Below are 24,566 nucleotides of genomic sequence, written 5' to 3'. Positions count from 1 at the left end.
AAGATGTCAAAATATAATGAATCAGTGTTGACCACAGCAGGATTGGAGTTGGCTACGCGGGCTTTTCGAGGCCAATCTAAGTTCACCATCACCCGGACAGCTACCACAGCAGATACGCTAACTGAGGCTGGAGTCAAGGGGCTGGCTAAGCTCCCTAATGAGAAGCAGACAGGGACGCTGACTAGCTCGCTTAATACGCCGGATGGTGACGAACAGGTTGCCGGGACTAAGGTGCTGTACACCAATGAAAAGGTAACTAAGGGATACAACATTACGGCTATTGGTCTGTATGCTAAAGAAGAGGGCAAAGACGCCGAGTTTCTGTATGCTGTGACCTTAGCAGCGGAACCTGAGTACATGCCAGATTTTGGCAACAAAGTGTTGTTTGAATTTGGTATGAGTATCTTTGTGATGGTCGGCCAGAAACAGTCCGTGACAATTCAGTTGAATCCACAGTCACTAGCGACGATCGAGTACGTGGACAAGGCGATTGCTGATCACCAAGTGGTCTTCCCATCGGACTTGGCTTATTTGGATAAAGACGAGACGATTTCTGGTAAGTGGAAGTTTGGACAGAACCCGGTTGATAAGAACGGGGATGAATATGTAACTGGAAAAGTTGCCTCGATGGATGCGCAGACTAAAGCAAACGCAGCACAGGCGGCAAGTATCAGTGCAGCAGCTGTGGATGCTACCAACAAAACTAACTCAGCAAAAATTGCGGCACACGCTGATGCCGAAGCAGTAGCTACTTCACATGCTACGTCTGCTAATCAGCAGGCGAATAAGTATACGGATAACGAGGTAGCACCGCTAGTTAAAATGGCGGACACGGTTGACTGGCAAAAGACAAAAATCACGCTTGATAACGGCGTAGCTTCCAAGTCTATACTTGCCGCAGATGGCATTACTTTTCAGCAGTGGTTGTTAAACTTGCCTATCGGATTTCATACTGTCTATTGTCAGGCGGGTGTTGGCGGTAACCCTAGTAGTGATGAGCCACTCCGGGGATATATACACGTTACCAACAAGACTAGCACGAACGTGATTGCTTCTGGTGAAGTAAGAGGGCTGTTGACTCGCAAGCTGTGGACTATCAACATTAATTCACAGACGTTAACCGATGTTGGTAACGTATTTATCGATGAGAAAGCCGGCGTTGGTGATCAGTTCGGTGGCAATCTAATTCCTAATAGTGTGGATTTTGTCCTTACGAATCACTGGAAGGGAAATATCTATCCTGTACAGAATGTGACCCACCCATTTTATAAAAATGGCACTGGTAGACTGCTTACATGGAAGACAACACAGTCTCATGTTGAAAATACGGCCTCAACTGACCATATCGCTGTTACCCCGGGAGCAACTTATACAGTGGAAGCAGATGGGTTCATGTCAGCAAATGTTGAAGGAATTGATATTTGGTTTTTAGGTTCTAAAATAATTGGTGCTACAGACTATGACACATCAATCGAGCTTGTGAACAATACGAGATGGTCTAATACTTCCGCTACAAGTACTTCGTTAGTTACGTTTACCGTGCCAGCGGGTGTTGTCCAAGGATACATTCGGATTGATAATAACGGCTCGGCTGACGGTAAAGATGCTAGCGTATATTTGATATCCGTTCAAATGGTTCAAGCTACGCATAGAGTGCCGATGGCTCCAGCATTCTCAGATTTTGTTCGAGATAATGGAGATGGAACGGTTACCATTAATGGAAATACCTTTGTTCCAGCCGATAATGCCAACGTCTCCCACCGTAACCCCAACACGGGCGTGATTTCCGAGAAATCCGATTTCACTCAGCTCACTGTGTCAGGAGGTAAAACAGTCGCTACTAGCGACGATTTAAAAAGCGTTGCGCAATCTGCTTGGTATCCAATAACAGTTAATTCTGAATTCACTTCAACACCATTTTTAATGAAGTATGATTCAAAAACTGGAGTTACAAAGATTATTGGTGGCATGAAAATCTCATGGGACAAGACAAAAGGAACATGGACTAATGTTTTGATGACGTTACCAGTTGGATTTCACTTCATTAAAAATATGAGCTTACCAATCCACGTTGGAACAATTGATGGTGGCAATAATGCAACGACAACTGTGACTGGAAGAAACCTTGTTCTTACTTTTAAATATCCATATGAAGGTGAGGCTGGTATTATCAGCGTGCTTTCTTGGGGATCTAAATCTTTTTGGCAAGATGGGTTGGATAACTGGACGACCGATGCAATTGTACCTGATTAGGAAAGTGAGGAAAGACAAATGATTTATTACGTTAAGCCAGACTCAAATAGTGAGTTTCCAGACAAAGACACAGTACCAGCACTAGATGCTGCTGAAGGATTAGTAGCAGTTGATATTCCAAGTACTTCAGTCCAATATTTCACCCGCTACTGGTGGATGTACCGATTGATGGGCAATGGCCGAGTTGAAGCACCTGGCAATCTACCTAGTTTGGATATCGACTACTTAACTGGTCTAGTTGATAAGCAGGCTGAGACTATTGAAAGTTTGAAAGATATCGCCGCTCAGTTAGGCGGTGCCCAAGCCGTAGCAGCAGTTGATTTAGATAGCGTCAAGACGGCTGCGAGTGAGCTTGGCGGACAGTTTGCAGAGTTTATGGTGGCCAATGCTTCTGCCACTAAAGAATAGGAGGAAAAATCATGAACTACACTTTGATTAAGATGTTTTACAGCTGGGGTAAGCTTACACCAGCTATTGGCTGGTATCGGGAGAATAATTTTATCGATGACAAGCAGTACCAAACGATTACAGGTACCGCATACCAAGCACCGGCTACTGACGCAGAGAAGTAGAGGTGCTTTTATTATGGACGACAATAAATTATATGAGCATTACAAGAAGAATCAGTTTTGGTTCTGGTCCGCCGTTGAGACGTACGCCATTGCCATCGTATTTATTGTTCAGGTCAATTTCTTTGACTTGAAGCCCCCAGCCCACACTATGCTAGGATTTCTGGACGATCCCGTCTCAATCTTCTTGATTGCGGTGATTGGGACGTTTGCCATCGTGTACTCAATCTGGGATTTCCATTGGTTCTACGCCCGACCGATTATGATTGGCTGTCTAGTCTTTGTGTGGATGAGTTTTTTCCTAGGGTTCCTAGTGCACGATATGGAGATGGGCGCTTTGATTAGTCCGGGTGCCGTTTTGACTGGCGGGGTGATTTGTCGGATTGTTAGCTATGCATTCACGGGGGATGATTAATATCAGTGATAAGGTATTTACCGCGATTCTCTCTGCCATTTCTGCTATCGCGGTTGGCTACGTCCCGGTGTGGATTGCTCGAATCAACGCAGGTAAGCCGCCAACGAAGACAGACGAGATTAAGCGGTTAAAGCGAGAGAATGAACGATTAAAGAAGGAAAACCAAAAATTGAAGGAACGAGGTGAGTAGCATGGATTATATCCAGCAACTCAATCTGGGAACGGCGACTGAATTGGCATTGACCACTTTGGTCGTTTTTGTTTTGACTCAGGCCGTAAAGCAGACGAAGGTGCCGAATCAGTGGATGCCGTGGCTGTCGATGGTAATTGGCATGTTGGTCGGCTTGCTATCGGTATTTGTGACGGCTGACCATAACTTTCTGTCAGGGGCCGTTATGGGACTGCTAGTAGGTGGGTTCACGTCTGGCCTATTTGATGGATTCAAGGGTTTCAATATTAAGGAGGACGATAAACGATGAGCTATTCATTTAACCACAGCTATGAACTTGGGGCCAACCAGGGATCTGGATCCAAGGCAGCACACAAGTACATCATTGCCCACGATACCGGCAACGATAACAATAAGGGCGTTGGCTCCGGTAAGAACGAAGCTAGCTATATGAAGGGTCACTGGTCCGCAGCATACACCCATGCTATTGTGGATGACCAAGGTATCTATATTGTGGGAACGCCCGGTTACGTCGCTTATGGTGCGGGGACCGTGGCTAACAACGCTAGCCCGTTCCAAGTGGAATTGGCTCACGTAAATTCCCAGAGTCGCTTCAACGCGAGCTACAAGCGTTATGTGTGGGTGCTTCGATATTACGCGAAGAAGTACGGTATCCTGCTGACGCTAGACGGCTCAGGTCCTGGTATCAAGTCTCACAAATGGGTGTCAGACAATCTATGGGGTGATCACCAAGACCCGTATGGGTATCTAGCTAAGTGGGGAATCAGCAAGGCTCAGTTTGCCAAGGACTTGAAGAACGGCGTTGGTGGGAGCTCATCCACACCAGTAAAAAAGGCCACCTATTTGAAGGCGGCCAAGCAAGTTAAGGCTAAGACTAGTGTGACGCGGTACTACGACAAAGCATTTAAGAAGGCTGAGAAAGAGTTTGCCAAGGGGACTGTCTTCGATGTTGAGTCTGTGGTAAGTTATGGAAAGATTACGCGGTTGAAGCTGGGGAACGGGCTGTATATCACAGCCAACGCAGATTACGTTAAGAAGCTCAAGTAACAACGAAGCCACTCTATCCAGATTAATGGGTAGGGTGGCTTTTTGTGGTATATTGTCTGCTAAGGCAAGAAACCGTTGAAAATTCTCTTTTTAAAAAATTTAGGTAAAAATTTGAATATTAAGAATATGCCGATAGAAAGAAGCATAAGCGTTAACATCACTAAAGAAACACGCATACCCCGATTGATAAGCCCGTCTGGCGTTGTTCTTGAACCAAGGATTAGACATATAAGATTATTTATTGGTGGTGACTTCACGAGAAATTCGGATAACGCGATAAAGAATAATATTACTAGAGAAGCGTATTTACCCAAGACGAAGAAATCTTTTTCTTTTGGTGATAGTGTATTTTTATATTTTTCAACATTCAAATTACCATGATTCATGGCTTTACAGAGTCCAAAAAAATCTAATGAGAATGATTGAATAATCAATGTGACTAAAATAGAAAATATCATCGATTTTGTAGGGTCAAAGAATCCTAGAAATAAACATATAAGCATCATAATACCCATACAGAGCCAAGCTAATTCTCTGTATACTGCGTAAGATCTTACGTGATCCTTAAGTAAGTCTGATATGAAAAATATTAAAATTGTATCAATCAGTTTAATAATAAAAAAAACAGAGAAAATCAATTTAGAAACAACAGGGATTGGAATACTTGCGTTTATAACGATACATGCAACAAATGGCAATAATATTAAATTCGTAAACAAGTAGGGGAATTTTTGAAATTGCTTCAGGGACCATCTATTTCCTGAAAATGCAAGATAAACCATACCCAGCGAGGGGATTTCTAGCCCCAAAAATAAAGTTTTATATAATTCATGACCTCCGAAGTGATAGGCCACTCTCATACATAAAAATATGAATAGAGTAGTTAGAATTGTGATTACTCTATTCATATTCTTATTGAATTCAAAATTTGTAAAAGCATGTTTTCTTTTGTCTAAAATATAAATCCTCCCCTAAGTGACTTTCATTTAACAAAAAACGCATCTTGCACAAACTGAAGGTATACCAGATTGATTATGTAATTTACCCGCCTAGGATTTTTGGGTAACAAACGATGGTGCTTATAATCCAGTGGTACCGAGGGATTGAGTGCCCTCCATTTTTCTGAGGGTAACAAAAGTTAAAATCAGTTTTTTTCAGCCAATTTGTTACCATTTTGTTACCCTCGATACCGTTTTGAATCGTTTTATATCGTTTAGACAAAATAAAAAACGCTGATTTCTCAGCGTTTCAAGCAGTTCCAGAAGGAACTAATTGGTATTTTGATGCCCCGAGCAGGATTCGAACCTGTACTTGATCACTCAAACAGCGACCTGAACGCTGCGCGTCTGCCAGTTCCGCCATCGGGGCAACTCAACAACAAATAGTATATTACACTAAATCTGAATAAATGGGAACCCCTTTATTCAGATTTTTTTTGATTTGGAAATTTTATTGCCGTGCCATAACCGTGAACAATCAGAAATTTTGGTGCAACGTTCATCCGGACGACCTCGGTATTGAAGCGAACTTCAATTAACCCATCGGCACCGGATTCCTGTGCCTGCTTCATCAAATCCTGTTTGGCCTCATCGAATAGCCTGTCAAATAAGGAAAACTCATCTGGCTTTTCCGAGCGGAGCATCGTGTGAGCCGTTGCTGTCAAGATGCCTTGAATGGCATGTGAGCGGTTTAGACCACCAGTTGTCATGAACATTATTCTTTCCTCCTCAATTTAACCACCGAAAGTGGCGTTGTAATCCCCACATGCAGGCTGCCCCAATGATGACACCGAGACAGTTGGTCAACACATCGTTGATATCAACCCAACGTCCGAGGTGAACGCAAGCATTAAAAATTGCTTGACCCGTTTCCAACGTTAACCCCGTTGCGAGGCCTGCAAGCAGCCAGCGGGGCCAACGAGTCTGTGACCAGTTGAATTGTAGCAGCATCCCTTGGGGTACCGTCATCACAATGTTGGCCCAGAAGGATAGGTCAATGCTTGCTCGTTGTAGTGGAATCAGCACCCAAGTACCGCCTGCCCATTCGAAGGACGAAATCTCACCAACGCTATTACCTAGTGTAATCGTAATAGGGGTCCAAGTGAGGGCATTGAGCCCCCAGCACCCCAGCCACCACCAAATACGGCGATAGCGGTGAGCCAGCAGGTCCTTGAGACCCAAGCTGGCCCACAATAGGCTGACCAGAATAAAAGGTAGCCATCGTATCATGTTGTGTGCCCCCTTAGTACGTCTAGTATACCCAGTCTCCAAGGGACCGGCAATGCCTTTTTCAAGATTAAATGTTAAGCTAGAGAGCAACACAGTCATTTTAAAATTGGGTGAAAGGGGCCATTAGTTTTCATGCCAAATCAATCAAAGACACAATTACCAACCAAGATTAAGGTTCGGGGTGCCAAGGTCAACAACCTAAAGAATCTGGACGTGGACATTCCCTTGAATAAGTTCGTTGCCATCACCGGACGCAGTGGTTCGGGGAAATCATCACTAGCCATGGGTGTTCTGTATGCTGAGGGGGCACGGCGCTATCTAAATGCGCTGTCAACCTTTACCCGACGACGAATTAATCAAATGGGGAAAGCTGCCGTGGATTCGGTAGAGTACCTGCCATCCGCATTAGCTTTGCGCCAACGGCCACAGGTTCCGGGTGTTCGGTCAACAGTGGGGACCATGTCTGAGAGCCTCAATATTTTGCGGCTTGTTTTCTCGCGGCTGGGCTCGCCAGTTTGTCCCAACGGCCACCAAGTGCCACCAACATTAGATGTGGCCGAAAATGATGGTTACGTGACTTGTCCGACCTGTGGCGTGACCTTTAGGGCGCCGGGAGCGGAGAGCTTTGCTTTTAATTCGGATGGTGCCTGCCCGACGTGTGGCGGTCTTGGTGAGGTGCGGCAACTAGATGCATCCTTAATCATCGGAAATGAAGATCAGACGTTGGCGGAGGGGGCGGTGGCGTCTTGGCATTTGCCTGGTCGGAACTTTATGCCAACCGTGGCCAATGCCATTGGAATTCCAACCGATGTGCCCTATAAAGATCTAAGTGAACCAGATAAGCAACGGGTTCTGCATGGTAAAAAACAGTTTGTTTCGTTGGATATTCCTAGTAGTAAGGGCAAAATTTTTCATATGGATAAAGCTGTTTATGAAAATGCCTTTGCGGCTGTGGAAGACAGTATGGCGACCACGAAAAATGAGCGGACGATTGCGAAGCTCAATAAATTCTATACATTTGATACCTGTCCCACTTGTCATGGGACGCGGTTGAATCCCAATCTACTTAAGCAAAGGCTTAACGGAAAGAACATTGCAGAAGTTTGTGATTTGCCCATCAATGAGTTACGGGAGTTTGCCGGAACCATTGTTGACTGGTTGCCAGCGAACATGCAGCAGTTGGGCCAGAGTTTGGTCGACGAACTGTTGTTGAGTTTACAGCCCATGGTCGATCTCGGTTTAGACTACCTGACATTAAGCCGGCCGGGGGCCACGTTATCAACTGGCGAACTCCAACGCATTCAGTTAGGACGTACGCTGCGCAGTGCCACGACTGGTGTTTTATACGTATTGGACGAGCCATCGGTAGGCCTGCATCCAGCCAATGTGACCGGACTGATCAAGGCGTTCCACGGGTTAGTTGCTCAAGGAAACTCCGTAGTGGTAGTCGATCACGATACGCGAATCATTAGTGCTGCCGATTATGTCATTGAAATTGGTCCGGGCGCCGGAAAGACTGGTGGAACGGTGGTCGATGAAGGCGCTGTCGCGACCATTGCGGCCAGCCCCCACTCCCTAATTGCACCATTTCTAAATGGGACCGCGCAGCTACGGGAACGGCCACAACTAGCGCCTAAAGCGCTCTGGCAAAAGGGGAGCCTAGACATTGAGGTCCAGCACCGTTTCAATATTGACGATGTTGCCGTTAAATTCCCAAAGAATCGATTGACCACGGTAACGGGGATGAGTGGGGCTGGTAAAACGACGCTGGTCTTGGACAGTTTGATTCCTGCAATTGAAGCGGACGTTGACCACCGAGCTTTGCCGCAACACGTCACACGGCTGGACCGTGCCGGAGTTCGGCACATCGTTAAGGTCGATTCCGTTCCGGTCGGAAAAAATGTTCGGTCGACCGTTGCGACGTATACGGACATTCTAGATCGTCTGCGGAAGTTATTTGCGGCGACCCCTGAAGCTCAGAAGCTGGGTTACACAAACAGTCGTTTCTCTTACAATGTGAAGGCGGGGGCCTGCCCAATGTGTAATGGGACTGGGCAAATCTCGCTGGACGTCCAGTATTTGCCGGATATCACGGAAGTTTGCCCTCAGTGTCATGGGGAACGTTACAATCAGGAAACGCTGACCGTTAAATGGGAAGGTTATAGCATCGCAGATATTTTGGCATTGTCCGTCGATGAGGCGCTCAAAGTCTTTACCGACGAAACGGGAATCACACAAACGTTGCAAACGCTCCATGATATGGGCCTGGGATACCTCCTGCTAGGGGAAAGTACACCGGCCTTGTCTGGTGGTGAAGCCCAGCGGTTGAAACTAGTGTCACGGATTGGTAAGCGCCAGACCGGTACGTTATTTATTTTCGATGAACCTACAGTCGGCCTACATCCCCTGGATATCCAGCAGTTGGTCAAAGTTTTCGACCAGCTCTTACAGCAGGGGGCGACAGTCATTGCTATCGAACATGATCTCGACTTGATCGCCAATGCCGATTACGTTATCGACATGGGTCCGGGTGGTGGCATCGACGGTGGTCAACTAGTTGCTACGGGAACACCCGTTGAAGTCAGCGAAAATTCAGCTAGTGTTACCGGTAAATACCTACGAGACCAACTGAAACTATTTCAAAAATAACTAAATTACTGGCGAAAATTGGCAACTTTAGCGCGTTCTGCGGTTTATCGGTCGGCAGATATGGGGTGAACCGGCGTTAATCAACTTAAGCCAATCAAAAAGCGCATCGTCGAGGTTAAATCGACGGTGCGCTTTAATTCGTTTACAATTTTTTTGAGACGGTATAGCGTTTGGTGGTGGATGGTTCCGTCTTATCACTCAGTTGTTGTTCCGCTAAGAAGATATCGAATGACGGCTCGCCACGATCGCTTTTAACGACCAGCACGTGACCGGATTGATCGTGCCGTTCTTGATAAATTTGCGCCGTTTGAACGGCTTCATGATAATCGTGAAAGTTACCAATTGAATCACCAGGGTTGAAAAGTACAACTTCATCCATGTAATCATTCCTTTCAGGGCTAGTTGCTAATTTCATTATAGCGCAATTGCTCTGAAAACGATACCAATATACGATTGGGACGGCCACGTAATCTGGAGATTAGAGATTATCATCCATGGTAAAAGAGAGTGCTGAGAGGTCCGCGTTGGCCTGAACCAACTTGCCGATCTGTTCTTGAATTGCGGTGTTAAATAACTGAGCGGTTTCTGCGTTGAGGACGCCTAGACTCATTTCATCTGGCGCAGAAATTACATCGCCACTGGTTAAGCGTTGGATACCCCAGGATTGCATGGTAGTCAAGAAGCTGTCACGTAGTTTCCGATTCTGTCGGTAGTGGTCTTCACTCAAAATGTTGAGTAATTTGGCCGCCCAATAAGGGTTTTGACCGTTGTAATCCGTATTGTCCCCTGCAAATGTCGCATCGAGTTGATTACCAGCTGCGTAGACGGGGAGGTAGGGGCTGAAGGCCGGATTACCAAGCGCTTGCCAGATGACGCCAGCTAAAGCGGGAACGACATCTCTTCTGAGTTGTAAAATATGTGAATTTTGTGTCCGCGAAAGACCAACCGCACGGAATTGATGGCGTTCCTGTTCAGTGCCGTTGCCTAAGGGATCAAACGGTGTTTCTTGGTAGTGTGATCCGAGAAAGGCTTCGACTTGCGGCACACTGATTTTTTGCTCGGCGTGCCGAATGAAAGGTAACGCCATACTAGTTGGTTCCTCGAAGGCACTTGGTGTGAATAACTTGTGTCCGTACCAGACACGAGGTGTGTTGTAATGTGCGTCATCCGCCGTGTGCGTGCCAAAGATATGACGAGAGTTGAAGCGATTGCCATCTGGATTCAACCGATGAGCCTGGACAAAATGCTGAATATTGGCAGAGGCCATGAAGTTTTTCGGGTCATCAAAGTCAATATCCTCAATGGCTAGTTGGTTAGCAACCACGGCGTAAGCATCGTCTGGGATGCGTTGGGCGACCCAATGATGACCGCTAACGATTTCCATGTACCAGACCTCATCGGTGTCGCTAAACAGGACACCGTTCGTTTCGGCGGCTCCGGCAGTGGTGACCAGCTGACCTAGACGTTGTATGCCAGCGCGAGCGGAGTCAATGTAAGGGAGAATCACCGTGAGCATGGCGTCTTCGGCGATGCCAGTGGCAACTAACGGATCGACTCCCAAGACTAAACTATTGGTATAGGCACTCTCGGTGGCACTCATAGCGACATTGTGGGCATTGATCCCACTTTCTTCATAATGGCCTTCATCGGGATTGGTATCGGGCATCGCCGTGTAGTGGACGGCGTGTTCCGGTAGGGTCGTCGTGAAATGATTTTTTTTAGAGATAAAGGTCAGATCACGGGATTCATCGGCTGGATGGACCATTACCCGTTTGGGCCAGATTGCCACAAAGTTATCTTCGTTGCGGGCAATGAGTGTGCTGCCATCGATGGTAGCGTGTTTACCGGCTAAAAACGAGGTACAGGCTTGGTGCGTAAAGCGTAACATGAAAGGTCCTCCTTCAAGGATAATATTGAAATCACTATAGCACATTTTAGTGAAGTGAGGCATCTTTTACCGTATTCCGGCCAGTCTTTGCTAAAATGGGATTAATCAATGCACTTATTCGATATTGTCGGCGGTCGCGACCGGGACTAGAATAGAGGCTGTTCAGGCCGTTGAAAATTGGAGACTAGAATAGTAGGCGGCTAACGTCGTGGGCCGCTCGCCAGGTGTGGCTAGCATGTTGCGCCCCTGTGCCTATATCTATTGACTAGAAAGATGGCCATAAAATTTATGGTCGATTGGGAAGTAAACTATCGGGAGTACAAGGCTTTCAATAGGCATCATGGTTGAGCAAAAGTCAGGAATGGTGCGAGTTGGGACCAACTACGCCCACAGTCCGAAGTGTCCTCACAACAGATAGTAACCCTGGCAGCCGCAGTATAAAGAACATAAATTTAAAAGGAGATGCCGTCATGGAACATGGACACCAGCATGAACACTCTATAGAACGCGAACGGGAATGCGTGACCGGCGTACCAATTTTTCAACAGTTAACTGATGATCAAATTACCTCGGTTGCTAAGGTGACCCGGCCGATTCATGCGGATAAAGGGGGTGCCGTGTTTAGTGCTGGAGAAGTTTCCCAAACGTTATACATTGTCAATCAGGGGCAGGTACGCCTTTATCATTTGGCCGATGATGGTCACGAACAGGTCTTGCGGGTCTTAAATCCCGGGGACTTTGTTGGCGAAATTGCGTTGTTTACCGATGAAATCCATGGCTCCTACGCCGAAGCCACGACCACGACCGAACTTTGTACAATTTCACGGGCTTCCCTGACGGCGCTGATCAAGTCTTTGCCACCATTAGCCCTGTCCCTATTGGGAGCGTTGGCGGTGCGACTCAAGACAGCCGAGAAACAAGCCACGTTATTGGCGATTCCGGATGCATTACCGCGGTTGGCCGGCTACTTACAGGAATTAAGCGGTCATCGGACTGGAACGTTCGAGCTGCCAATGAGTAAACAAGACCTGGCAGCCTATCTGGGGATGACCCCGGAATCGCTTAGTCGAAAACTGAAACAATTGAGTACCAAAGGGGTCTTAGAGACGGTTGGTCGCCGGCAAGTTAAGGTGATTAACGTTGCTAAACTTGCCGAATTGGCTCCGGAATGAGGGCATTGACAGCTATCTCGTTAAGAATCCTTAATAATATGGTATTCCCGAAATAAATTTGCTAAAATAATGGGTGTTGTGTTTCATTTAAATCTTAATGAACGATCAAATTAGATTAAAGACTAAACAAGAAAAAGGGGATACGCACATGTGTGGATTCGTTGGCTATGTGAATCAAAAAGATGTTCCGACCAGTACAATCAATGATATGGCAGATCGGATCAAACACCGGGGGCCAGATGACGAGGCTTACTTCCACGATGAACAGGCTGTAATGGGGTTCCGCCGGTTATCGATTATTGATTTAGCCCACGGGAAGCAACCAATGTATAACCGTGATCAAACAAAGGTTTTGACCTTTAACGGTGAAATTTATAACTACCAAGAAATCCGGGCCGATTTGCAGAAGTTAGGCTATGAATTCAGGACGGATGTGGACTCAGAAGTTCTGATTCACGGGTATGATGCCTGGGGACCAAAACTGTTGGATCGACTCCGAGGGATGTATGCCTTTGCCATTTATGACAAGACGAAGAACGAAGTCTTTGGTGCGCGTGACCACTTTGGGATTAAGCCAATGTATTACTACGATGACGGCAAGACTTTCCTTTGGGCTTCCGAAATTAAAGCGTTCCTGGAACATCCTAATTTTAAGAAGGAATTCAACGAAGAACTTTTACCCATTCATTTGAGTTTTGAATTTATTCCTTCCCGCGAAACCATGTTCAAGAATGTTTACAAGGTATTACCTGGCCAGTACTTCATTCATCACGCCAATGGAGAAACTGAAACGCACCGGTACTTCAAGTTCAACTATGACCACATCGATAATAGTCAAACGGTCGAAGAAGACGCTAAGAAGATTCGCGGTATCGTTGATGAATCTGTTAAGACGCATATGATTGCCGATGTTGAAGTGGGTAGCTTCCTATCTAGTGGAATCGACTCCTCCTACGTGCTCAATGAAGCGTCCAAGCTCCAGCCAATTCAATCTTTCTCCTTAGGGTTCAAAAACTCCAAGTATAGTGAGTTGAGCTGGTCCACGGAATTTGCCAAGGAAATCAAACAGAAAAATACGCCACTTTACATGACGGGTGACGATTACTTTGATATCTTACCAACTATTATGTATTACATGGATGAGCCGTTATCTAACCCTTCAGCCATGCAGCTCTACTACCTCTCAAAGGGGACACGTGAAGCCGTTAAGGTAGCATTGTCTGGTGAGGGTGCCGATGAATTCTTCGGTGGATACAATACCTACCTTGAAGCCATTCCATTTGAACGTTACCAAAAGTGGGTTCCAGGTGGTATCCGGAAGATGTTAGGCGCAATTGCTGAAAAGTTCCCTCGCTTCCATGGTCGACGGTTCTTGGTTCGGGGTGCACAGCCACTGAGTGAACGCTACTACCGGGTCAACTATGTGTTTGACTACCACGACCGGAATAAGATCTTGAAGAACCCAAAGCTCAACCAAGATGCTGGGGCCTACACGAAGCACTTGTTTGATGACGTTAAAGGCTTAGATGAAATGACGCAGATGCAGTACTTTGACATCAACACCTGGTTACCTTATGACATTTTGCATAAGGCCGACCGGATGAGTATGGCAAACTCGCTGGAAGTCCGGACGCCATTAGTCGACAAGGAAGTTGCAAAGTTTGCCGCGACTATGCCGGTTAAGACACGGATTCATACCGATGAGACCAAGGTATCTCTGCGAGCTGCTGCTGAGGCTGAATTGCCAGAACGAGTTGCGAAGAAGGAAAAGATGGGTTTCCCATCCCCAATAGCAACCTGGATCAAGACGGAACCTTACAAGTCACGGATTATCGAAGCGTTTAACTCCGACGTGGCCCACAAGTTCTTTAACACGGATGCCCTGATGGATATTCTTCACGAACACATCAACGGAAAATCCAGCATGCAAAAGATTTTTACCATCTATACGTTTATCTTGTGGTATGAAGTTTTCTTCCCAGAAGACACGACGGCTAAGACGGTTGATCTGGTTCACCGCACCCAAATTTAATTAAAAACGGCATAGCGCTTTAGCTGGCCGATAACGATCAAGGTTGCTATTGGACTCGTCCGCTAACAACCTTGATTGTGTTTACTTAGTTTTAAAGAATTTAAGAACGTTGTGAAGGGACTTTAAGCTGTTATGGAAACCAATGGAGTAAAATTCACGCCTATTTTATTGGGGAGTGACTTTAACGTTTACGGGATGGCCCGGTCATTTTATGACATGTACCATGAACCCGTTCAGGCCTTTGCTAGTATTCAACTGGCACCGACTCGTTACACGAAAATTGTTAACTTGGAATTGATCCCAGGGTTTGACGAAGATCCTGTTTGGATTGAGACCATGCGTAAGTTGAAAGCGCGGTATGCGGATCATCCAGAACCCGTCATCTTGATTGGGTGTGGGGATGGTTACGCGCAGCTGATCAGTAAGCATAAGGATGAACTGGAGGATGTCTTCATTTGTCCATACGTGGATTACGATAAGTTACGGCACCTGAACAACAAGGAAAACTTCTACAAGGTTTGTGACCAATATGGTCTGCCTTACCCCGCAACGCGAATCATTACGAAGGCCGAGGCCACCGGTGAACAACCCGTTGAACAACCATTTGATTATCCAGTGGCGTTGAAGCCAGCCAACAGTGTTGAATGGCTTGACGTTCATTTTGAGGGGCGTAAAAAGGCCTTCCGGATTCAATCTGAGGCCGAATTCAAAGATATCGTGGGTAAGGCTTATGCGAATGGTTACACATCGGACCTCATCTTACAGGACTTTGTGCCTGGGGATGACAGTAACATGCGGGTCGTGAACGCCTACGTTGACCAGAACCATCACGTTAAAATGATGTGCTTAGGTCATCCCTTGCTGGAAGACCCAGCACCATCCGCAATTGGTAATTACGTGGCAATCATTCCGGAATATAACGAAACGATTTATCACAATATCCAAAAATTTCTGGAAGCCATCGACTTTACGGGTTATGCGAACTTTGATATGAAGTACGATGTTCGCGATAAGACGTTTAAGTTGTTTGAAATCAACCTGCGTCAAGGCCGGAGTAGCTTTTTCGTGACACTAAATGGGTACAATCTGGCTGACTGGGTCGTAAAAGACTACGTCAAGGGGACACTAAGCGATGCGCCAACCGTTTATGGCAACCAAGACGAAAGCAAGCACGCGCTATGGTTAGGTGTGCCAGTCAAGGTATTCAAGCAGTATACGCGTGAAAATGCGGATAAGGATCGTGCGTTGAAACTGATTACTGCTGGAAAATTTGGAACGACTTACCACTATGATCAGGATATGAACCTGAAACGGTGGGCGCTGCTCCAGTGGATGCAACACAACTATACAGTAAACTTTAAAAAGTACTTCGCAGAAAACAAGGGGTAATTACCATGCAAAAATTCTTTACGATCATTGGCGGCATGGGGACCATGGCCACCGAAAGTTATTTACATCAACTTAACTTACGGACGCCAGCTCATGCTGATCAGGATTACTTGAATTATATTTTGGTCAACCACGCGACGGTACCGGACCGGACGACTTATATTTTCGATCATAGTCAGCCCAATCCACTTCCTGACCTGCTCGAGGACATCCAACAGCAGAGTAAGCTGGGCCCAGAGTTCTTCACGCTGCCTTGTAATACGGCGCATTATTTTTACGACGAATTGCAGGCTGCAACCGATGTTCCAATACTTCACATGCCCCGTGAGACAGTGAAGGAGATTACTCGCAAATATCCGAATGCCAAACGGATTGGCATTACAGGAACACGGGGAACCATCGAGGACCAGATTTATGAACAAGAGTTGAAAGCGGCTGGGTTGACGCCAGTATTGCCAACTGATGCCATTGAAGACGAGACCATGGAGCTAATCTACACGCACATCAAGGAGCAAAATGAGGTGGATGCGGAACTGTACCACCGCATTCTTCAGCAGATGGTAACGGAACAGGGAGCAGAGGTTGTCATCTTGGGCTGTACGGAATTGTCGTTGGCTCAGGAGCGCGAACCCGAAACCGAGCTGTCGTTAGCAGATGGGCAATCCATCTTGGTCGACCGGACCATCGAACTGGCTACTAAGATGCGTCAGGAATAAGCGATACTTGAAAAAAAGTGCGTGACAAAAGGTGCTTGGCTGGCGAGTGTTAGGCGGAACTGGCTACCTTTGGGTGCACGTTTCAGCTATATAAATTCAGAGATATCAAAGAGGCTGTGACTTTTGTCGCAGCCTCTTTGATTTGGGTACGCTTTCCTGAGTCTCAGGGACTTTTCCTGATGAATTTCTATCATGCTGGTCGTTACGCCATGTCATTCAGACTATTTTGTCGGATCCTATCCAAGGCTCAACACTACTAGTGACTTGAGAGATGACCTGTGGAATAGACACTAATGGTTAAAAATTTTTGCTGACATAGGTGACGAATTGTCAAACCAAGCGCAACACTTTATCAAATAAAGTTTCTTCAGGGGTACGGTAGCTTAAGATCCTTTTCGGACGGCGATTTAACTGTTTCTGACATTGTTCAACCTCTACTATTGTCTGAGTACTAAGACGCTGTCCTTTGGGGAAATATTCACGGATTAAGCCATTAGTATTTTCATTAGTGCCTTGCTATTCTGGCGAATACGGGTCAGGCCAATAGATGGTCACATTCAGGTCATCACGAATGTCTGCGAGTTGTAAGAATTCCGCGCCATGGTCTAGCGTGATTGAAAGGACGACCTCTTTAGGAACGCTACGAAACATGGTCAATAGCGCTTTATTTATCGATTCTGCGTCCTTATGTGGGACCTTAGTCATCAACGACATTTAAGCCTAAATTCGATTTGATCTTAGCGATCCGCTGCGCCTGCAGTGCGATCGCTTTTTTGTTATTCTCCCTTACGCCACACGCCGTCGCCATTATGAATCACTCGACTAAAATAATAAATGCCCAGAATCAAAAATAAGAAGGCCGGAATCATTCGCAATAGGACAAACGGGGTTTCAAACGCAAATGCTTTCCAGAACCATTCCCCCTGCATATGCCACAGCCCTTCAGTCAGATACCAGCTCCTAGGATCTAAAAGGTTGATGCTACTGGAATGCATAAAAAAATAAAAATATGACAAGAAGAAGGCACCGTTGACATAAGCACACCTACTATCCCGGTTGCGACTTCTCTGTTTAGAACGATCATCCGAGAAAATATCGTGACCCGATGCCGGGCTCATCTGCTGAAAGTATTGAATGCCACCATGCCGACTTCCCGTGACCAAACGCCACCCGCTATCGTTAAAAAGTTGTTGGTAATCCTGATAGTGCTGTCGACTCAGGCCACGATCTCGAAAATCCAATCGTGTATATGGGTTAAAGTCTTCTGCTGATGCCAATCTTTGAAATGTATAGCGGTGAAGAAAGGGGTTCACCCCCGTCAACCGGTGGCCACCTGCTTGAACGCCATTGATCCAATCTTCTTCAGTGTTAAGGTCCAAAAATAGCTTGAACTTTTTCATCATTTACCTCTCCCTTAATAGCCAAACTCTGCGGCCAGTGCCCCCAATTGACGCAATCGTGCCGTCTCCAATGTTAAAATTTTCTGTCCTGCCATGGTAATCTGATAGACGCGTCGTCGCTTATCGGTGCTAGGAACCTCCTTGATCCATTTCAGTTTCAATAGATTTTCGGTAGCCCCATACATCGTCCCCGCGGCCACCTTGACTGTATCCTGGCTAATACGCGCAATCTCCTGAATGGCCGCATAACCGTGAAGCGGTCGGGTAAGCACTAACAGAACATAGTAAGTGGTCTCTGTTAGCGGCAAATTTTTGTCTCGTGCCATAGTCTTCTTTGGACTCCTTTTCATACAGCTTAGCTTTATACAGTTTTACTATACACGGTCTAACTGTATACTTGTGATTTTACAAGTGCCACTTGCCAGCGATTATCTCGCAACCGAAGTCTCGACAATTTGGGAACGCACACAAAAAGAGCTGTAAGTAGCACACAGCTCTCTTAGTCACAGTTACTAGCGAAAGGCCAGTGTTAATCCTAGTCCCACGGTAATTAGGGCGACGATTCCTAGAATCCAGTAGATAAGATGTGACGTTGATCGTTCCATTTTACGACCAAAGCCAATTTCAATTAAGGCAATCGTCCCAATCCCTAGTAAAAATTTCAGGCTGATTAGTAGCGGGGCATGGCTGAACGTACGGATGCTGAGTACGACCCCACTAATAATCATGACCAAATAAGCGATGCGGGCAAGAATCAAAAATTGTGTTGCCCGTTTCTCGGAATGACGAGTCAAACCGCCAATGACCAAAACGGCCAACACGATCCAGGTCCAGAAATGCAGGGCTAACCACATACTAACCGCTCCTTTTCTAACGTAATGTCCTTAGCCTACCATACTCAGTGGTGACAAGGTATTAATTTGAGCAGTGAGGGGATCATTATTGATAGCCTGAATCGACGGCACAGGGCGTGATTGGCAATGGCAAAATTGAAACTAAGAAGTGACGTCCGTGTCTTTTTCAGTCAGATAATGACTTGCTTTTAAGCTCAGTAATGTTGCGACAACACTGATAATGGGTGGCTTATAGCTTTCAAGCTTTAGGTTGGATCTTGTGATAAATCAGCTCGGCGAGGGGACCGATGGTGTGGGCCACTGCCAATTCGAATTGGCGTGGGGCGGCGAGTTCGCCAAAGAGCCGTTTACCACTTCCAAGCATGATCGGCGCAATCTGAAGGTAGAGGTCATCGATGAGATTGGCCGCTAAAAGTGGGGTGAGGATAGTTTGACCACCAACCACCCAGATATTACCGGGCCCTGACTGTAGGCGTTGTGCTAAGGCGAGAACGCCTACAGATGTGAAGGTGACTGTCGGGGTACTTGGCCGTGACTGATGCGTCAGCACATAGTTGTGCATGTCCGGGTTTGCCGGGTTAAATGGCATATCAGGTGCTAGCTTGGTCACGTAGTCGTAGGTAACACGTCCCATGATGGCACTAGTCATCTGTGAGAGAACTGTTTGTCCGGTATCGGCCGGAATATTAGGCAAGGTGGTCAGCCAGTCAATATTGTCGTCGCTAGTAGCGAGGTAACCGTCTAAAGACGTTGCACCGTAAAATTGAATTTTTCCCATGGGGGTAATCTCCTTTAGGTAGAAAAAACGAGTTTGGACATTTTATCCAAACTCGTTTAAAAAAATTAATGATTAACCAACCTCGGTCAAACTGGTACTCTTGACCCAGTAGGACTTGTTGTTGAGCGTGAAGCGGAACCAAGTTGACTGATCGCTAGCCTTGTAACCTTGCTTGTTGACCTTAACCTTAGTTCCTGCAGCGAAGTCCTTGGTGTGTGCCGTAGTCTTGGAGAGATAGTTCGAATTCAAGACGTGGTTGTACAGAGAGAAGTTGCTGCTGGTATTCAGCGTGAATGACTTGTTAGTGTCAGTGTAGGTAACCTTTGGAAAATTCAAGGCCTTGCTGTAGACCCAATACTTGTAACCGGAGTTCTTGCTGAATCGAATCCGGTACCAGGTACCACTCCAACCGCCTTTTTTAACGCCGCGACTGTCAACGTAAACCTTAGCGCCACGATAATCGGAGCTTAAGCGACCCCAACCAATCTTGTAAGCACCACTCGTGCCCTTGATGTGGTTGTAAACGGTCCAGTTCGTGTAGTTGCTGGCTAAAGTAGCCGTTTCATTGTTTCCACCGTGGTAGTACTTGACCGTCTTCTGCTTAACGGTCGTGGTGTGATCCGTGGAGCTATCAGATGTACTATTCGAGTTGGTGGTTGAGCTAGAATTACTTGAACTGGAACTAGAACTAGATGCTGAACTGTCCGTTGTATCAGTTGTCGTGCCACCTAAAGCTGCGTATTGCGTTTTGACTAATGTCACGAAATCATTCATGTTGTAAGTCGTCCCAAAGTAGGTGCGAGCATTAGCTGTCCAGTAGCCATCCGGGTCGGTATGTGTGGTGCCACCTAAGAGATTCGTGACGTCATGGTGAGAAAGCACCGTCGTGTAGCGCTTAGGAGTCAAGCCATATTGCTTTAAAATGTAGGCTGTGTAGTAAGCTGCATTGTTCAGTTCAGAGGCAAAGGCTGCCTTGGAGTGGACTTCAATCTGCTCAAATTGGACGTAGCGGGCATTGGCGATTGGGCCGGCACCCCAACAAAGATACTTGGTGTTGGCAATGTTGATGATGCTGTTAGCGTCAACGAACGTGTGCACAAAGGCATTTTGGTAATTGTTCTTCATATAAGCAATTTCATTATAAATGGTTGAATTTGGATTAGCCGTTTCGTGAACGACAACCCCCTCTGGTTTGCCATAACGATAGTTGTTCTTAGGGAAACCAGACCAAATATTGGTGGTAATTTGTGGTGTTGCGTAATTTTGACTCGCAATGTAGTCATTGATTGAATTCGCGCTGGCGTTGGTTGACCAGAATAGGCCAATACTACCCGCTAATAGGGCGATTCCCCGAACCGCCCAGCGATGCCATTTCTTCATAATTTATCTTCTCCTCCTGTAACAAACTCTTATAAATAACGATATAACGCAACGCCTAAAGTATAACGTATTTTTCGGAAATTGCGTATTGATTAAGAAAACAATTATTTAGACTGTCGTTCGTGAAATCCTCATGATTTGTATGATTTTATAGAAATTAGTCGTAAATTACCAATATTGATACGATTTCCAAGAAATTTACATAAGAAAGTTCGTGATGCGGCCATTATTTCAAACTCCTTACAATTCTATTGCGAGTTAAAGAAAGACATTGCTTGCGTGCGCTCGCCAAGTTAGCTATAATATTACTTTGCATACGAAAGGAGCGACGAACATGGCTGAGGCTACTGAGATTAAGATTGGCGATTACGTTGCGGCAAAGAAATTTGGTCCATTGGAACATGGGTTTACCGGAGAAGTGACCAAAGTGTATGATAATTCAGTTTTAGTTGAAATTAGAGACTACGATCCAGCCGATAAAACGGCGGTAGGTGACATGAATAACCGTGCGGTTGTGCGGAAGTCAGCTGCTAAGATTACGGGACACGTAGCGGATAAAAACTAACTTTTGTAACTTTTTTTGAATTTATTTGCAAAAAATGATGACAACTCACAGATGGTATGCTATACTTTTCTGTGTTGTGCGGGTGTAGTTTAGTGGTAAAATTCAAGCTTCCCAAGCTTGTGTCGCGGGTCCGATTCCCGTCACCCGCTTTCGAAAGTCGGGCGGCCTCCTGGGTCGTCCTTCTTATTTATTCGAAAGCTAGTCAGCGTTATTGCATAAGTACGTGGGGAAACTTCTTCTCAGCGAATCCGGGAGGCTGTGAGCCGGATAGGAAGACCACACGGAACGGGGCAATGAACGACAATTAAACTGAATTTCAAAGTGGACTTTAAAGTCAATCAGAGTGGTACCGCGGGTCGTCTCGTCTCTTACAAATAATTTTGTAGGAGACGTTTTTTTATCCCGTGAACCAAATGGTGTAGACTGAGACTATCAACGTCACTCAGAAAATTAGGAGGAATATCAGGATGGATTACAAACAAACGGTTACAGCAGTTCTGGCTACCGCGTTAGACGGACAATTGACTGCGGACGAAATTTCCGCTAAGTTGGAACGCCCAAAGACGTCTGACAAAGGGGACATGGCATTCCCCACGTTTACGTTAGCTAAGTTATTACACAAGGCACCGCAACAGATTGCGCAGGACCTGGCCGACAAACTTGACACGACGGCCTTTGAAAAGGTTGAAGTGGTAGGGCCTTACCTGAACTTCTTTTTCGACAAGGGCGTGTACAGTGAAGCGACGCTGAATACGGTTCTGACCGCCGGCGCTAGTTATGGTCAAAATGAAGATGGTAACGGTGGTAATGTCCCAATCGATATGTCTTCACCTAACATTGCCAAGCCAATGTCCATGGGGCACTTACGGTCAACTGTGATTGGAAATTCCATCGCCGAAATTTTGACCAAGAATGGATACCACCCAATCAAGGACAATCACTTGGGTGACTGGGGGACGCAATTTGGGAAACTCATCACGGCTTACAAGCTGTGGGGAAATGAAGAAGACGTGAAGAGGGACCCCATCAACAAGCTGGTGGAGTACTATGTCCGTTTCCATAAGGAAGATGTTGACAAACCAGAACTTGACGACGTTGCACGTGAATGGTTCAAGAAACTCGAAGACGGCGACCCTGAAGCTCATCATCTGTGGGAATGGTTCCGCAAGGCTTCCTTACAAGAATTCAATGACGTTTACGATGAACTTGGCGTGAAATTTGACACCTACAACGGTGAGGCTTTCTATAACGACAAGTTAGGCGAAGTCGTTCAAATCTTGAAGGACAAGAACTTATTGGTTGAATCTCAAGGTGCCCAAGTGGTTGACTTGAGTAAATACGACCTGAACCCCGCACTGATCTTGAAGAGCGATGGTGCCTCCCTGTACATCACGCGAGACATTGCGACCGCGTTGTACCGTGACCGGACTTACAAGCCAGCCAAGAACTTATACGTGGTTGGTTCCGAACAAACTTATTACTTCAAGCAATTGAAGGCTGTTTTGAAGGAAATGGGCGTGCCGTCCGCTGATGACTTACAACACGTGCCATTTGGTCTGATCACCGTCGATGGGAAGAAACTGTCCACCCGTTCCGGTCGGATCATTCTGTTGGCGAAGGTCTTGGAAGAATCCATCAAGTTGGCCGGCGAAGAAATCAACGAAAAGAACCCTGATTTGGCCAACAAGCAAGAGGTTGCTAAGCAGGTCGGTGTCGGCGCCATCGTCTTCGGTGATTTGAAGAATGAACGGACCAACAACATTGACTTCGTGTTAGCTGACCAATTGAAGTTCGAAGGCGAAACGGGTCCTTACGTGCAGTACTCTCACGCGCGGGCTGAAAGCATTCTGCGCAAGGCGGGTAACATTGACGTGACTGCTGCAGGGAACCAAGTGGCTGACCCGGAGGCCTGGGATACGATTAAGACATTGGCTGACTTCCCGGCCATGGTCAAGATGGCCTGCAACGAGCTCGAACCATCCGTCATTGCTAAGTACGCTATTCGTTTGGCCAAGACGTTCAACAAGTACTACGCACATTCTAAGATTTTAACGGAAGACGACGAGTTGCCAGCACGTTTGGCATTGGTTAAGTCGGTCTCCACGGTCTTAAAGGAAAGCCTGCGTCTCTTGGGCGTTCAAGCACCAGACGAAATGTAATTTTGACTTGATAAATGTGTTGGTAGGCTGCCATTATGGGGCCTTTTTTTGTTGGGCCAAGCTTGGTTTTCTGGTGGGTCGCCATGCAGTCAAATTACGGTTCTTTGCCTGACCTACGATAGACGCAACCCGTTAAGTAAGGTTCTTTGCGTTGAAAACGAATATTTGGTACACTTACTTTATAAATATGCAGAGTCATGTGGCTAAATTCCGCATCCTTTGTTATACTTAATGCAAATTTATGCGGGAGGGTCGCCAGATGAAAAAAAGTATTCGCCAAGCGCGCATTGAACAATTAATTAACCAATACCCCATCGGAACGCAAGAGGAATTGATGGAACACCTTGAGGAGGTTGGCATTCAGGCGACCCAGGCCACCATTTCCAGAGATATTCGGGAAATGCAAATCGTTAAGGCTCAAGATGGCCATGGGCATCTGCGTTACACAATTTTTAAGGCCGGTAATCGAAGCGAGGAAGAACACCTTAAGGAAACTATCAATGAAGTGGTTACGGGGTTGACACGTGTTGAATTTGTCAATATTTTGAAAACGCTGCCGAGCAACGGGAATCTACTAGCGGCTATCTTTGATGATTTGAATTTGCCAGAGATTGCCGGGACGCTAGCCGGACACGACACAATTTTCATCATTAGTCCCAATGCAGAGGTTGCCGAGAAACTTCACGACGAGATTGCGGCAGAAATGAATCCCGAAATTATTCACTAAATCCAGAAAACGTCAGCCGGTAGATTACCGTTTGACGTTTTTCTTTACATTCGCTAAGATAACTTGAGATTGACGATAATCGTTGGTTTGATAGGGCTTTTCACTGGTTAAGCTTGCTTAAAGGTTCGTAAAGTTTGGGAGAAAGTGGGGAGACC

Annotated in this window: 26 protein-coding genes and 2 tRNA genes; 16 read left to right on the top strand and 12 right to left on the bottom strand. The window is 46.1% G+C overall.

The genetic code is table 11. The features are described from left to right. Window positions 1-3 precede the first annotated feature (3 nt). The 7 genes from EKM89_RS04110 to EKM89_RS04085 are packed head-to-tail and all read left to right on the top strand — an operon-like array spanning window position 4 to window position 4,474. Entirely contained in the window at window positions 4-2,253 is a 2,250-nt protein-coding gene (locus tag EKM89_RS04110) for a hypothetical protein (RefSeq protein WP_125685951.1), read from the top strand. 18 nt (window positions 2,254-2,271) lie between these two features. Next, entirely contained in the window at window positions 2,272-2,661 is a 390-nt protein-coding gene (locus tag EKM89_RS04105) for a hypothetical protein (RefSeq protein ID WP_125685949.1), read from the top strand. A gap of 11 nt (window positions 2,662-2,672) precedes the next feature. Next, the gene (locus EKM89_RS14005) at window positions 2,673-2,825 is read left to right on the top strand and encodes a hypothetical protein (protein ID WP_164510499.1); all 153 of its coding nucleotides are present in this window, start codon (window positions 2,673-2,675) and stop codon (window positions 2,823-2,825) included. A gap of 13 nt (window positions 2,826-2,838) precedes the next feature. Then, window positions 2,839-3,237 (top strand): hypothetical protein, encoded by a 399-nt coding sequence (locus EKM89_RS04100; RefSeq protein ID WP_125685948.1) that lies wholly within the window; start codon window positions 2,839-2,841, stop codon window positions 3,235-3,237. Further along, window positions 3,230-3,427 (top strand): hypothetical protein, encoded by a 198-nt coding sequence (locus tag EKM89_RS04095; RefSeq protein ID WP_125685946.1) that lies wholly within the window; start codon window positions 3,230-3,232, stop codon window positions 3,425-3,427. The genes EKM89_RS04100 and EKM89_RS04095 overlap by 8 nt, the downstream gene beginning before the upstream one ends. 1 nt (window position 3,428) lies before the next feature. After that, the gene (locus tag EKM89_RS04090; protein ID WP_225421808.1) at window positions 3,429-3,716 is read left to right on the top strand and encodes a holin; all 288 of its coding nucleotides are present in this window, start codon (window positions 3,429-3,431) and stop codon (window positions 3,714-3,716) included. Beyond that, window positions 3,713-4,474 (top strand): DUF5776 domain-containing protein, encoded by a 762-nt coding sequence (locus EKM89_RS04085; RefSeq protein WP_125685942.1) that lies wholly within the window; start codon window positions 3,713-3,715, stop codon window positions 4,472-4,474. The genes EKM89_RS04090 and EKM89_RS04085 overlap by 4 nt, the downstream gene beginning before the upstream one ends. A 59-nt stretch (window positions 4,475-4,533) precedes the next feature. Here the strand turns inward: EKM89_RS04085 and EKM89_RS04080 are convergent, their stop codons facing one another. From EKM89_RS04080 to EKM89_RS04065, 4 genes are all read right to left on the bottom strand, one after another. Further along, window positions 4,534-5,328 carry a hypothetical protein gene (locus EKM89_RS04080; RefSeq protein WP_164510498.1) on the bottom strand — a complete coding sequence of 265 codons (795 nt, stop codon included), beginning with the start codon at window positions 5,326-5,328 and terminating at the stop codon, window positions 4,534-4,536. A gap of 430 nt (window positions 5,329-5,758) precedes the next feature. After that, a tRNA-Leu gene (locus EKM89_RS04075) sits at window positions 5,759-5,842 on the bottom strand. A 52-nt stretch (window positions 5,843-5,894) separates the two neighbouring features. Then, a complete protein-coding gene (locus EKM89_RS04070; RefSeq protein ID WP_125685938.1) occupies window positions 5,895-6,188 on the bottom strand; it encodes a heavy metal-binding domain-containing protein in 294 nt (97 codons plus the stop codon). Window positions 6,189-6,201: 13 nt separating this feature from the next. Then, entirely contained in the window at window positions 6,202-6,702 is a 501-nt protein-coding gene (locus tag EKM89_RS04065; protein ID WP_125685936.1) for a VanZ family protein, read from the bottom strand. 132 nt (window positions 6,703-6,834) lie between these two features. Between EKM89_RS04065 and EKM89_RS04060 the strand changes: the two genes are divergently transcribed. Beyond that, on the top strand, window positions 6,835-9,351 hold the full coding sequence (locus EKM89_RS04060; RefSeq protein WP_125685934.1) for an excinuclease ABC subunit UvrA: 2,517 nt from the start codon (window positions 6,835-6,837) through the stop codon (window positions 9,349-9,351). Window positions 9,352-9,493: 142 nt separating this feature from the next. Here the strand turns inward: EKM89_RS04060 and EKM89_RS04055 are convergent, their stop codons facing one another. Both EKM89_RS04055 and EKM89_RS04050 read right to left on the bottom strand, forming a co-directional pair. Further along, a complete protein-coding gene (locus EKM89_RS04055; protein WP_125685932.1) occupies window positions 9,494-9,730 on the bottom strand; it encodes a hypothetical protein in 237 nt (78 codons plus the stop codon). A 99-nt stretch (window positions 9,731-9,829) separates the two neighbouring features. Continuing rightward, window positions 9,830-11,239 (bottom strand): C69 family dipeptidase, encoded by a 1,410-nt coding sequence (locus EKM89_RS04050; RefSeq protein WP_125685930.1) that lies wholly within the window; start codon window positions 11,237-11,239, stop codon window positions 9,830-9,832. Window positions 11,240-11,709: 470 nt separating this feature from the next. On the opposite strand from EKM89_RS04050, the gene EKM89_RS04045 reads away from it, so the two are divergent. The 4 genes from EKM89_RS04045 (at window position 11,710) to EKM89_RS04030 (ending at window position 16,548) form a co-directional block, all read left to right on the top strand. Continuing rightward, window positions 11,710-12,411 (top strand): Crp/Fnr family transcriptional regulator, encoded by a 702-nt coding sequence (locus EKM89_RS04045; RefSeq protein ID WP_125685928.1) that lies wholly within the window; start codon window positions 11,710-11,712, stop codon window positions 12,409-12,411. Window positions 12,412-12,559: 148 nt separating this feature from the next. After that, window positions 12,560-14,443 (top strand): asparagine synthase (glutamine-hydrolyzing), encoded by a 1,884-nt coding sequence (gene asnB / locus EKM89_RS04040; protein ID WP_125686087.1) that lies wholly within the window; start codon window positions 12,560-12,562, stop codon window positions 14,441-14,443. 132 nt (window positions 14,444-14,575) lie between these two features. Further along, window positions 14,576-15,832, top strand: a complete 1,257-nt coding sequence (locus tag EKM89_RS04035) for a carboxylate--amine ligase (protein ID WP_125685926.1) — start codon at window positions 14,576-14,578, stop codon at window positions 15,830-15,832. A 5-nt stretch (window positions 15,833-15,837) separates the two neighbouring features. Beyond that, on the top strand, window positions 15,838-16,548 hold the full coding sequence (locus tag EKM89_RS04030) for an aspartate/glutamate racemase family protein (RefSeq protein WP_125685924.1): 711 nt from the start codon (window positions 15,838-15,840) through the stop codon (window positions 16,546-16,548). Between the two features lie 516 nt (window positions 16,549-17,064). Here EKM89_RS04030 and EKM89_RS04025 read toward each other — a convergent pair. The 6 genes from EKM89_RS04025 to EKM89_RS04000 all read right to left on the bottom strand — a co-directional run bounded on the left by EKM89_RS04025 (window position 17,065) and on the right by EKM89_RS04000 (window position 20,960). Further along, complete coding sequence (locus tag EKM89_RS04025) at window positions 17,065-17,256, bottom strand: hypothetical protein (protein WP_164510497.1); 192 nt, start codon at window positions 17,254-17,256, stop codon at window positions 17,065-17,067. Window positions 17,257-17,324: 68 nt separating this feature from the next. Then, on the bottom strand, window positions 17,325-17,951 hold the full coding sequence (locus EKM89_RS04020) for a DUF2812 domain-containing protein (protein WP_225421807.1): 627 nt from the start codon (window positions 17,949-17,951) through the stop codon (window positions 17,325-17,327). 11 nt (window positions 17,952-17,962) lie between these two features. Next, window positions 17,963-18,274, bottom strand: a complete 312-nt coding sequence (locus EKM89_RS04015; protein WP_125685918.1) for a PadR family transcriptional regulator — start codon at window positions 18,272-18,274, stop codon at window positions 17,963-17,965. A gap of 186 nt (window positions 18,275-18,460) precedes the next feature. Further along, complete coding sequence (locus EKM89_RS04010; protein ID WP_125685916.1) at window positions 18,461-18,802, bottom strand: YisL family protein; 342 nt, start codon at window positions 18,800-18,802, stop codon at window positions 18,461-18,463. Window positions 18,803-19,040: 238 nt separating this feature from the next. Then, entirely contained in the window at window positions 19,041-19,580 is a 540-nt protein-coding gene (locus tag EKM89_RS04005) for a dihydrofolate reductase family protein (protein ID WP_125685914.1), read from the bottom strand. Window positions 19,581-19,652: 72 nt separating this feature from the next. Beyond that, window positions 19,653-20,960, bottom strand: coding sequence for a peptidoglycan recognition protein family protein (locus tag EKM89_RS04000; protein ID WP_125685912.1), 1,308 nt, complete (start codon window positions 20,958-20,960; stop codon window positions 19,653-19,655). Window positions 20,961-21,294: 334 nt separating this feature from the next. Between EKM89_RS04000 and EKM89_RS03995 the strand changes: the two genes are divergently transcribed. The 4 genes from EKM89_RS03995 (at window position 21,295) to EKM89_RS03980 (ending at window position 24,411) form a co-directional block, all read left to right on the top strand. Further along, window positions 21,295-21,525 carry a DUF2187 domain-containing protein gene (locus EKM89_RS03995; RefSeq protein ID WP_125685911.1) on the top strand — a complete coding sequence of 77 codons (231 nt, stop codon included), beginning with the start codon at window positions 21,295-21,297 and terminating at the stop codon, window positions 21,523-21,525. A 78-nt stretch (window positions 21,526-21,603) separates the two neighbouring features. Then, window positions 21,604-21,674: transfer RNA gene (locus EKM89_RS03990), tRNA-Gly, on the top strand. Between the two features lie 318 nt (window positions 21,675-21,992). Then, a complete protein-coding gene (gene argS, locus EKM89_RS03985; protein WP_125685909.1) occupies window positions 21,993-23,684 on the top strand; it encodes an arginine--tRNA ligase in 1,692 nt (563 codons plus the stop codon). Between the two features lie 259 nt (window positions 23,685-23,943). Beyond that, the gene (locus tag EKM89_RS03980; RefSeq protein ID WP_125685907.1) at window positions 23,944-24,411 is read left to right on the top strand and encodes an arginine repressor; all 468 of its coding nucleotides are present in this window, start codon (window positions 23,944-23,946) and stop codon (window positions 24,409-24,411) included. Window positions 24,412-24,566 lie beyond the last annotated feature (155 nt).

Origin of the sequence: Levilactobacillus fujinensis, from assembly GCF_003946335.1 — a bacterium.
Classification (GTDB): domain Bacteria; phylum Bacillota; class Bacilli; order Lactobacillales; family Lactobacillaceae; genus Levilactobacillus; species Levilactobacillus fujinensis.
This window is presented reverse-complemented; position numbering and strand designations above follow the sequence as displayed.

What these genes read in the sequence shown, in the direction of transcription:
- EKM89_RS04005 (WP_125685914.1), bottom strand. Translation starts at nt 19,580, where the DNA reads ATGGGAAAAATTCAATTTTACGGTGCAACGTCTTTAGACGGTTACCTC.
- EKM89_RS04015 (WP_125685918.1), bottom strand. Translation starts at nt 18,274, where the DNA reads ATGGCACGAGACAAAAATTTGCCGCTAACAGAGACCACTTACTATGTT.
- EKM89_RS04020 (WP_225421807.1), bottom strand. Translation starts at nt 17,951, where the DNA reads ATGATGAAAAAGTTCAAGCTATTTTTGGACCTTAACACTGAAGAAGAT.
- EKM89_RS04055 (WP_125685932.1), bottom strand. Translation starts at nt 9,730, where the DNA reads ATGGATGAAGTTGTACTTTTCAACCCTGGTGATTCAATTGGTAACTTT.
- EKM89_RS04110 (WP_125685951.1), top strand. Translation starts at nt 4, where the DNA reads ATGTCAAAATATAATGAATCAGTGTTGACCACAGCAGGATTGGAGTTG.
- EKM89_RS03995 (WP_125685911.1), top strand. Translation starts at nt 21,295, where the DNA reads ATGGCTGAGGCTACTGAGATTAAGATTGGCGATTACGTTGCGGCAAAG.
- EKM89_RS14005 (WP_164510499.1), top strand. Translation starts at nt 2,673, where the DNA reads ATGAACTACACTTTGATTAAGATGTTTTACAGCTGGGGTAAGCTTACA.
- EKM89_RS04010 (WP_125685916.1), bottom strand. Translation starts at nt 18,802, where the DNA reads ATGTGGTTAGCCCTGCATTTCTGGACCTGGATCGTGTTGGCCGTTTTG.
- EKM89_RS04100 (WP_125685948.1), top strand. Translation starts at nt 2,839, where the DNA reads ATGGACGACAATAAATTATATGAGCATTACAAGAAGAATCAGTTTTGG.
- EKM89_RS04090 (WP_225421808.1), top strand. Translation starts at nt 3,429, where the DNA reads ATGGATTATATCCAGCAACTCAATCTGGGAACGGCGACTGAATTGGCA.
- EKM89_RS04035 (WP_125685926.1), top strand. Translation starts at nt 14,576, where the DNA reads ATGGAAACCAATGGAGTAAAATTCACGCCTATTTTATTGGGGAGTGAC.
- EKM89_RS04050 (WP_125685930.1), bottom strand. Translation starts at nt 11,239, where the DNA reads ATGTTACGCTTTACGCACCAAGCCTGTACCTCGTTTTTAGCCGGTAAA.
- asnB (WP_125686087.1), top strand. Translation starts at nt 12,560, where the DNA reads ATGTGTGGATTCGTTGGCTATGTGAATCAAAAAGATGTTCCGACCAGT.
- EKM89_RS04095 (WP_125685946.1), top strand. Translation starts at nt 3,230, where the DNA reads ATGATTAATATCAGTGATAAGGTATTTACCGCGATTCTCTCTGCCATT.
- EKM89_RS04030 (WP_125685924.1), top strand. Translation starts at nt 15,838, where the DNA reads ATGCAAAAATTCTTTACGATCATTGGCGGCATGGGGACCATGGCCACC.
- EKM89_RS04060 (WP_125685934.1), top strand. Translation starts at nt 6,835, where the DNA reads ATGCCAAATCAATCAAAGACACAATTACCAACCAAGATTAAGGTTCGG.
- EKM89_RS04070 (WP_125685938.1), bottom strand. Translation starts at nt 6,188, where the DNA reads ATGTTCATGACAACTGGTGGTCTAAACCGCTCACATGCCATTCAAGGC.
- argS (WP_125685909.1), top strand. Translation starts at nt 21,993, where the DNA reads ATGGATTACAAACAAACGGTTACAGCAGTTCTGGCTACCGCGTTAGAC.
- EKM89_RS04000 (WP_125685912.1), bottom strand. Translation starts at nt 20,960, where the DNA reads ATGAAGAAATGGCATCGCTGGGCGGTTCGGGGAATCGCCCTATTAGCG.
- EKM89_RS04085 (WP_125685942.1), top strand. Translation starts at nt 3,713, where the DNA reads ATGAGCTATTCATTTAACCACAGCTATGAACTTGGGGCCAACCAGGGA.
- EKM89_RS04045 (WP_125685928.1), top strand. Translation starts at nt 11,710, where the DNA reads ATGGAACATGGACACCAGCATGAACACTCTATAGAACGCGAACGGGAA.
- EKM89_RS03980 (WP_125685907.1), top strand. Translation starts at nt 23,944, where the DNA reads ATGAAAAAAAGTATTCGCCAAGCGCGCATTGAACAATTAATTAACCAA.
- EKM89_RS04065 (WP_125685936.1), bottom strand. Translation starts at nt 6,702, where the DNA reads ATGATACGATGGCTACCTTTTATTCTGGTCAGCCTATTGTGGGCCAGC.
- EKM89_RS04105 (WP_125685949.1), top strand. Translation starts at nt 2,272, where the DNA reads ATGATTTATTACGTTAAGCCAGACTCAAATAGTGAGTTTCCAGACAAA.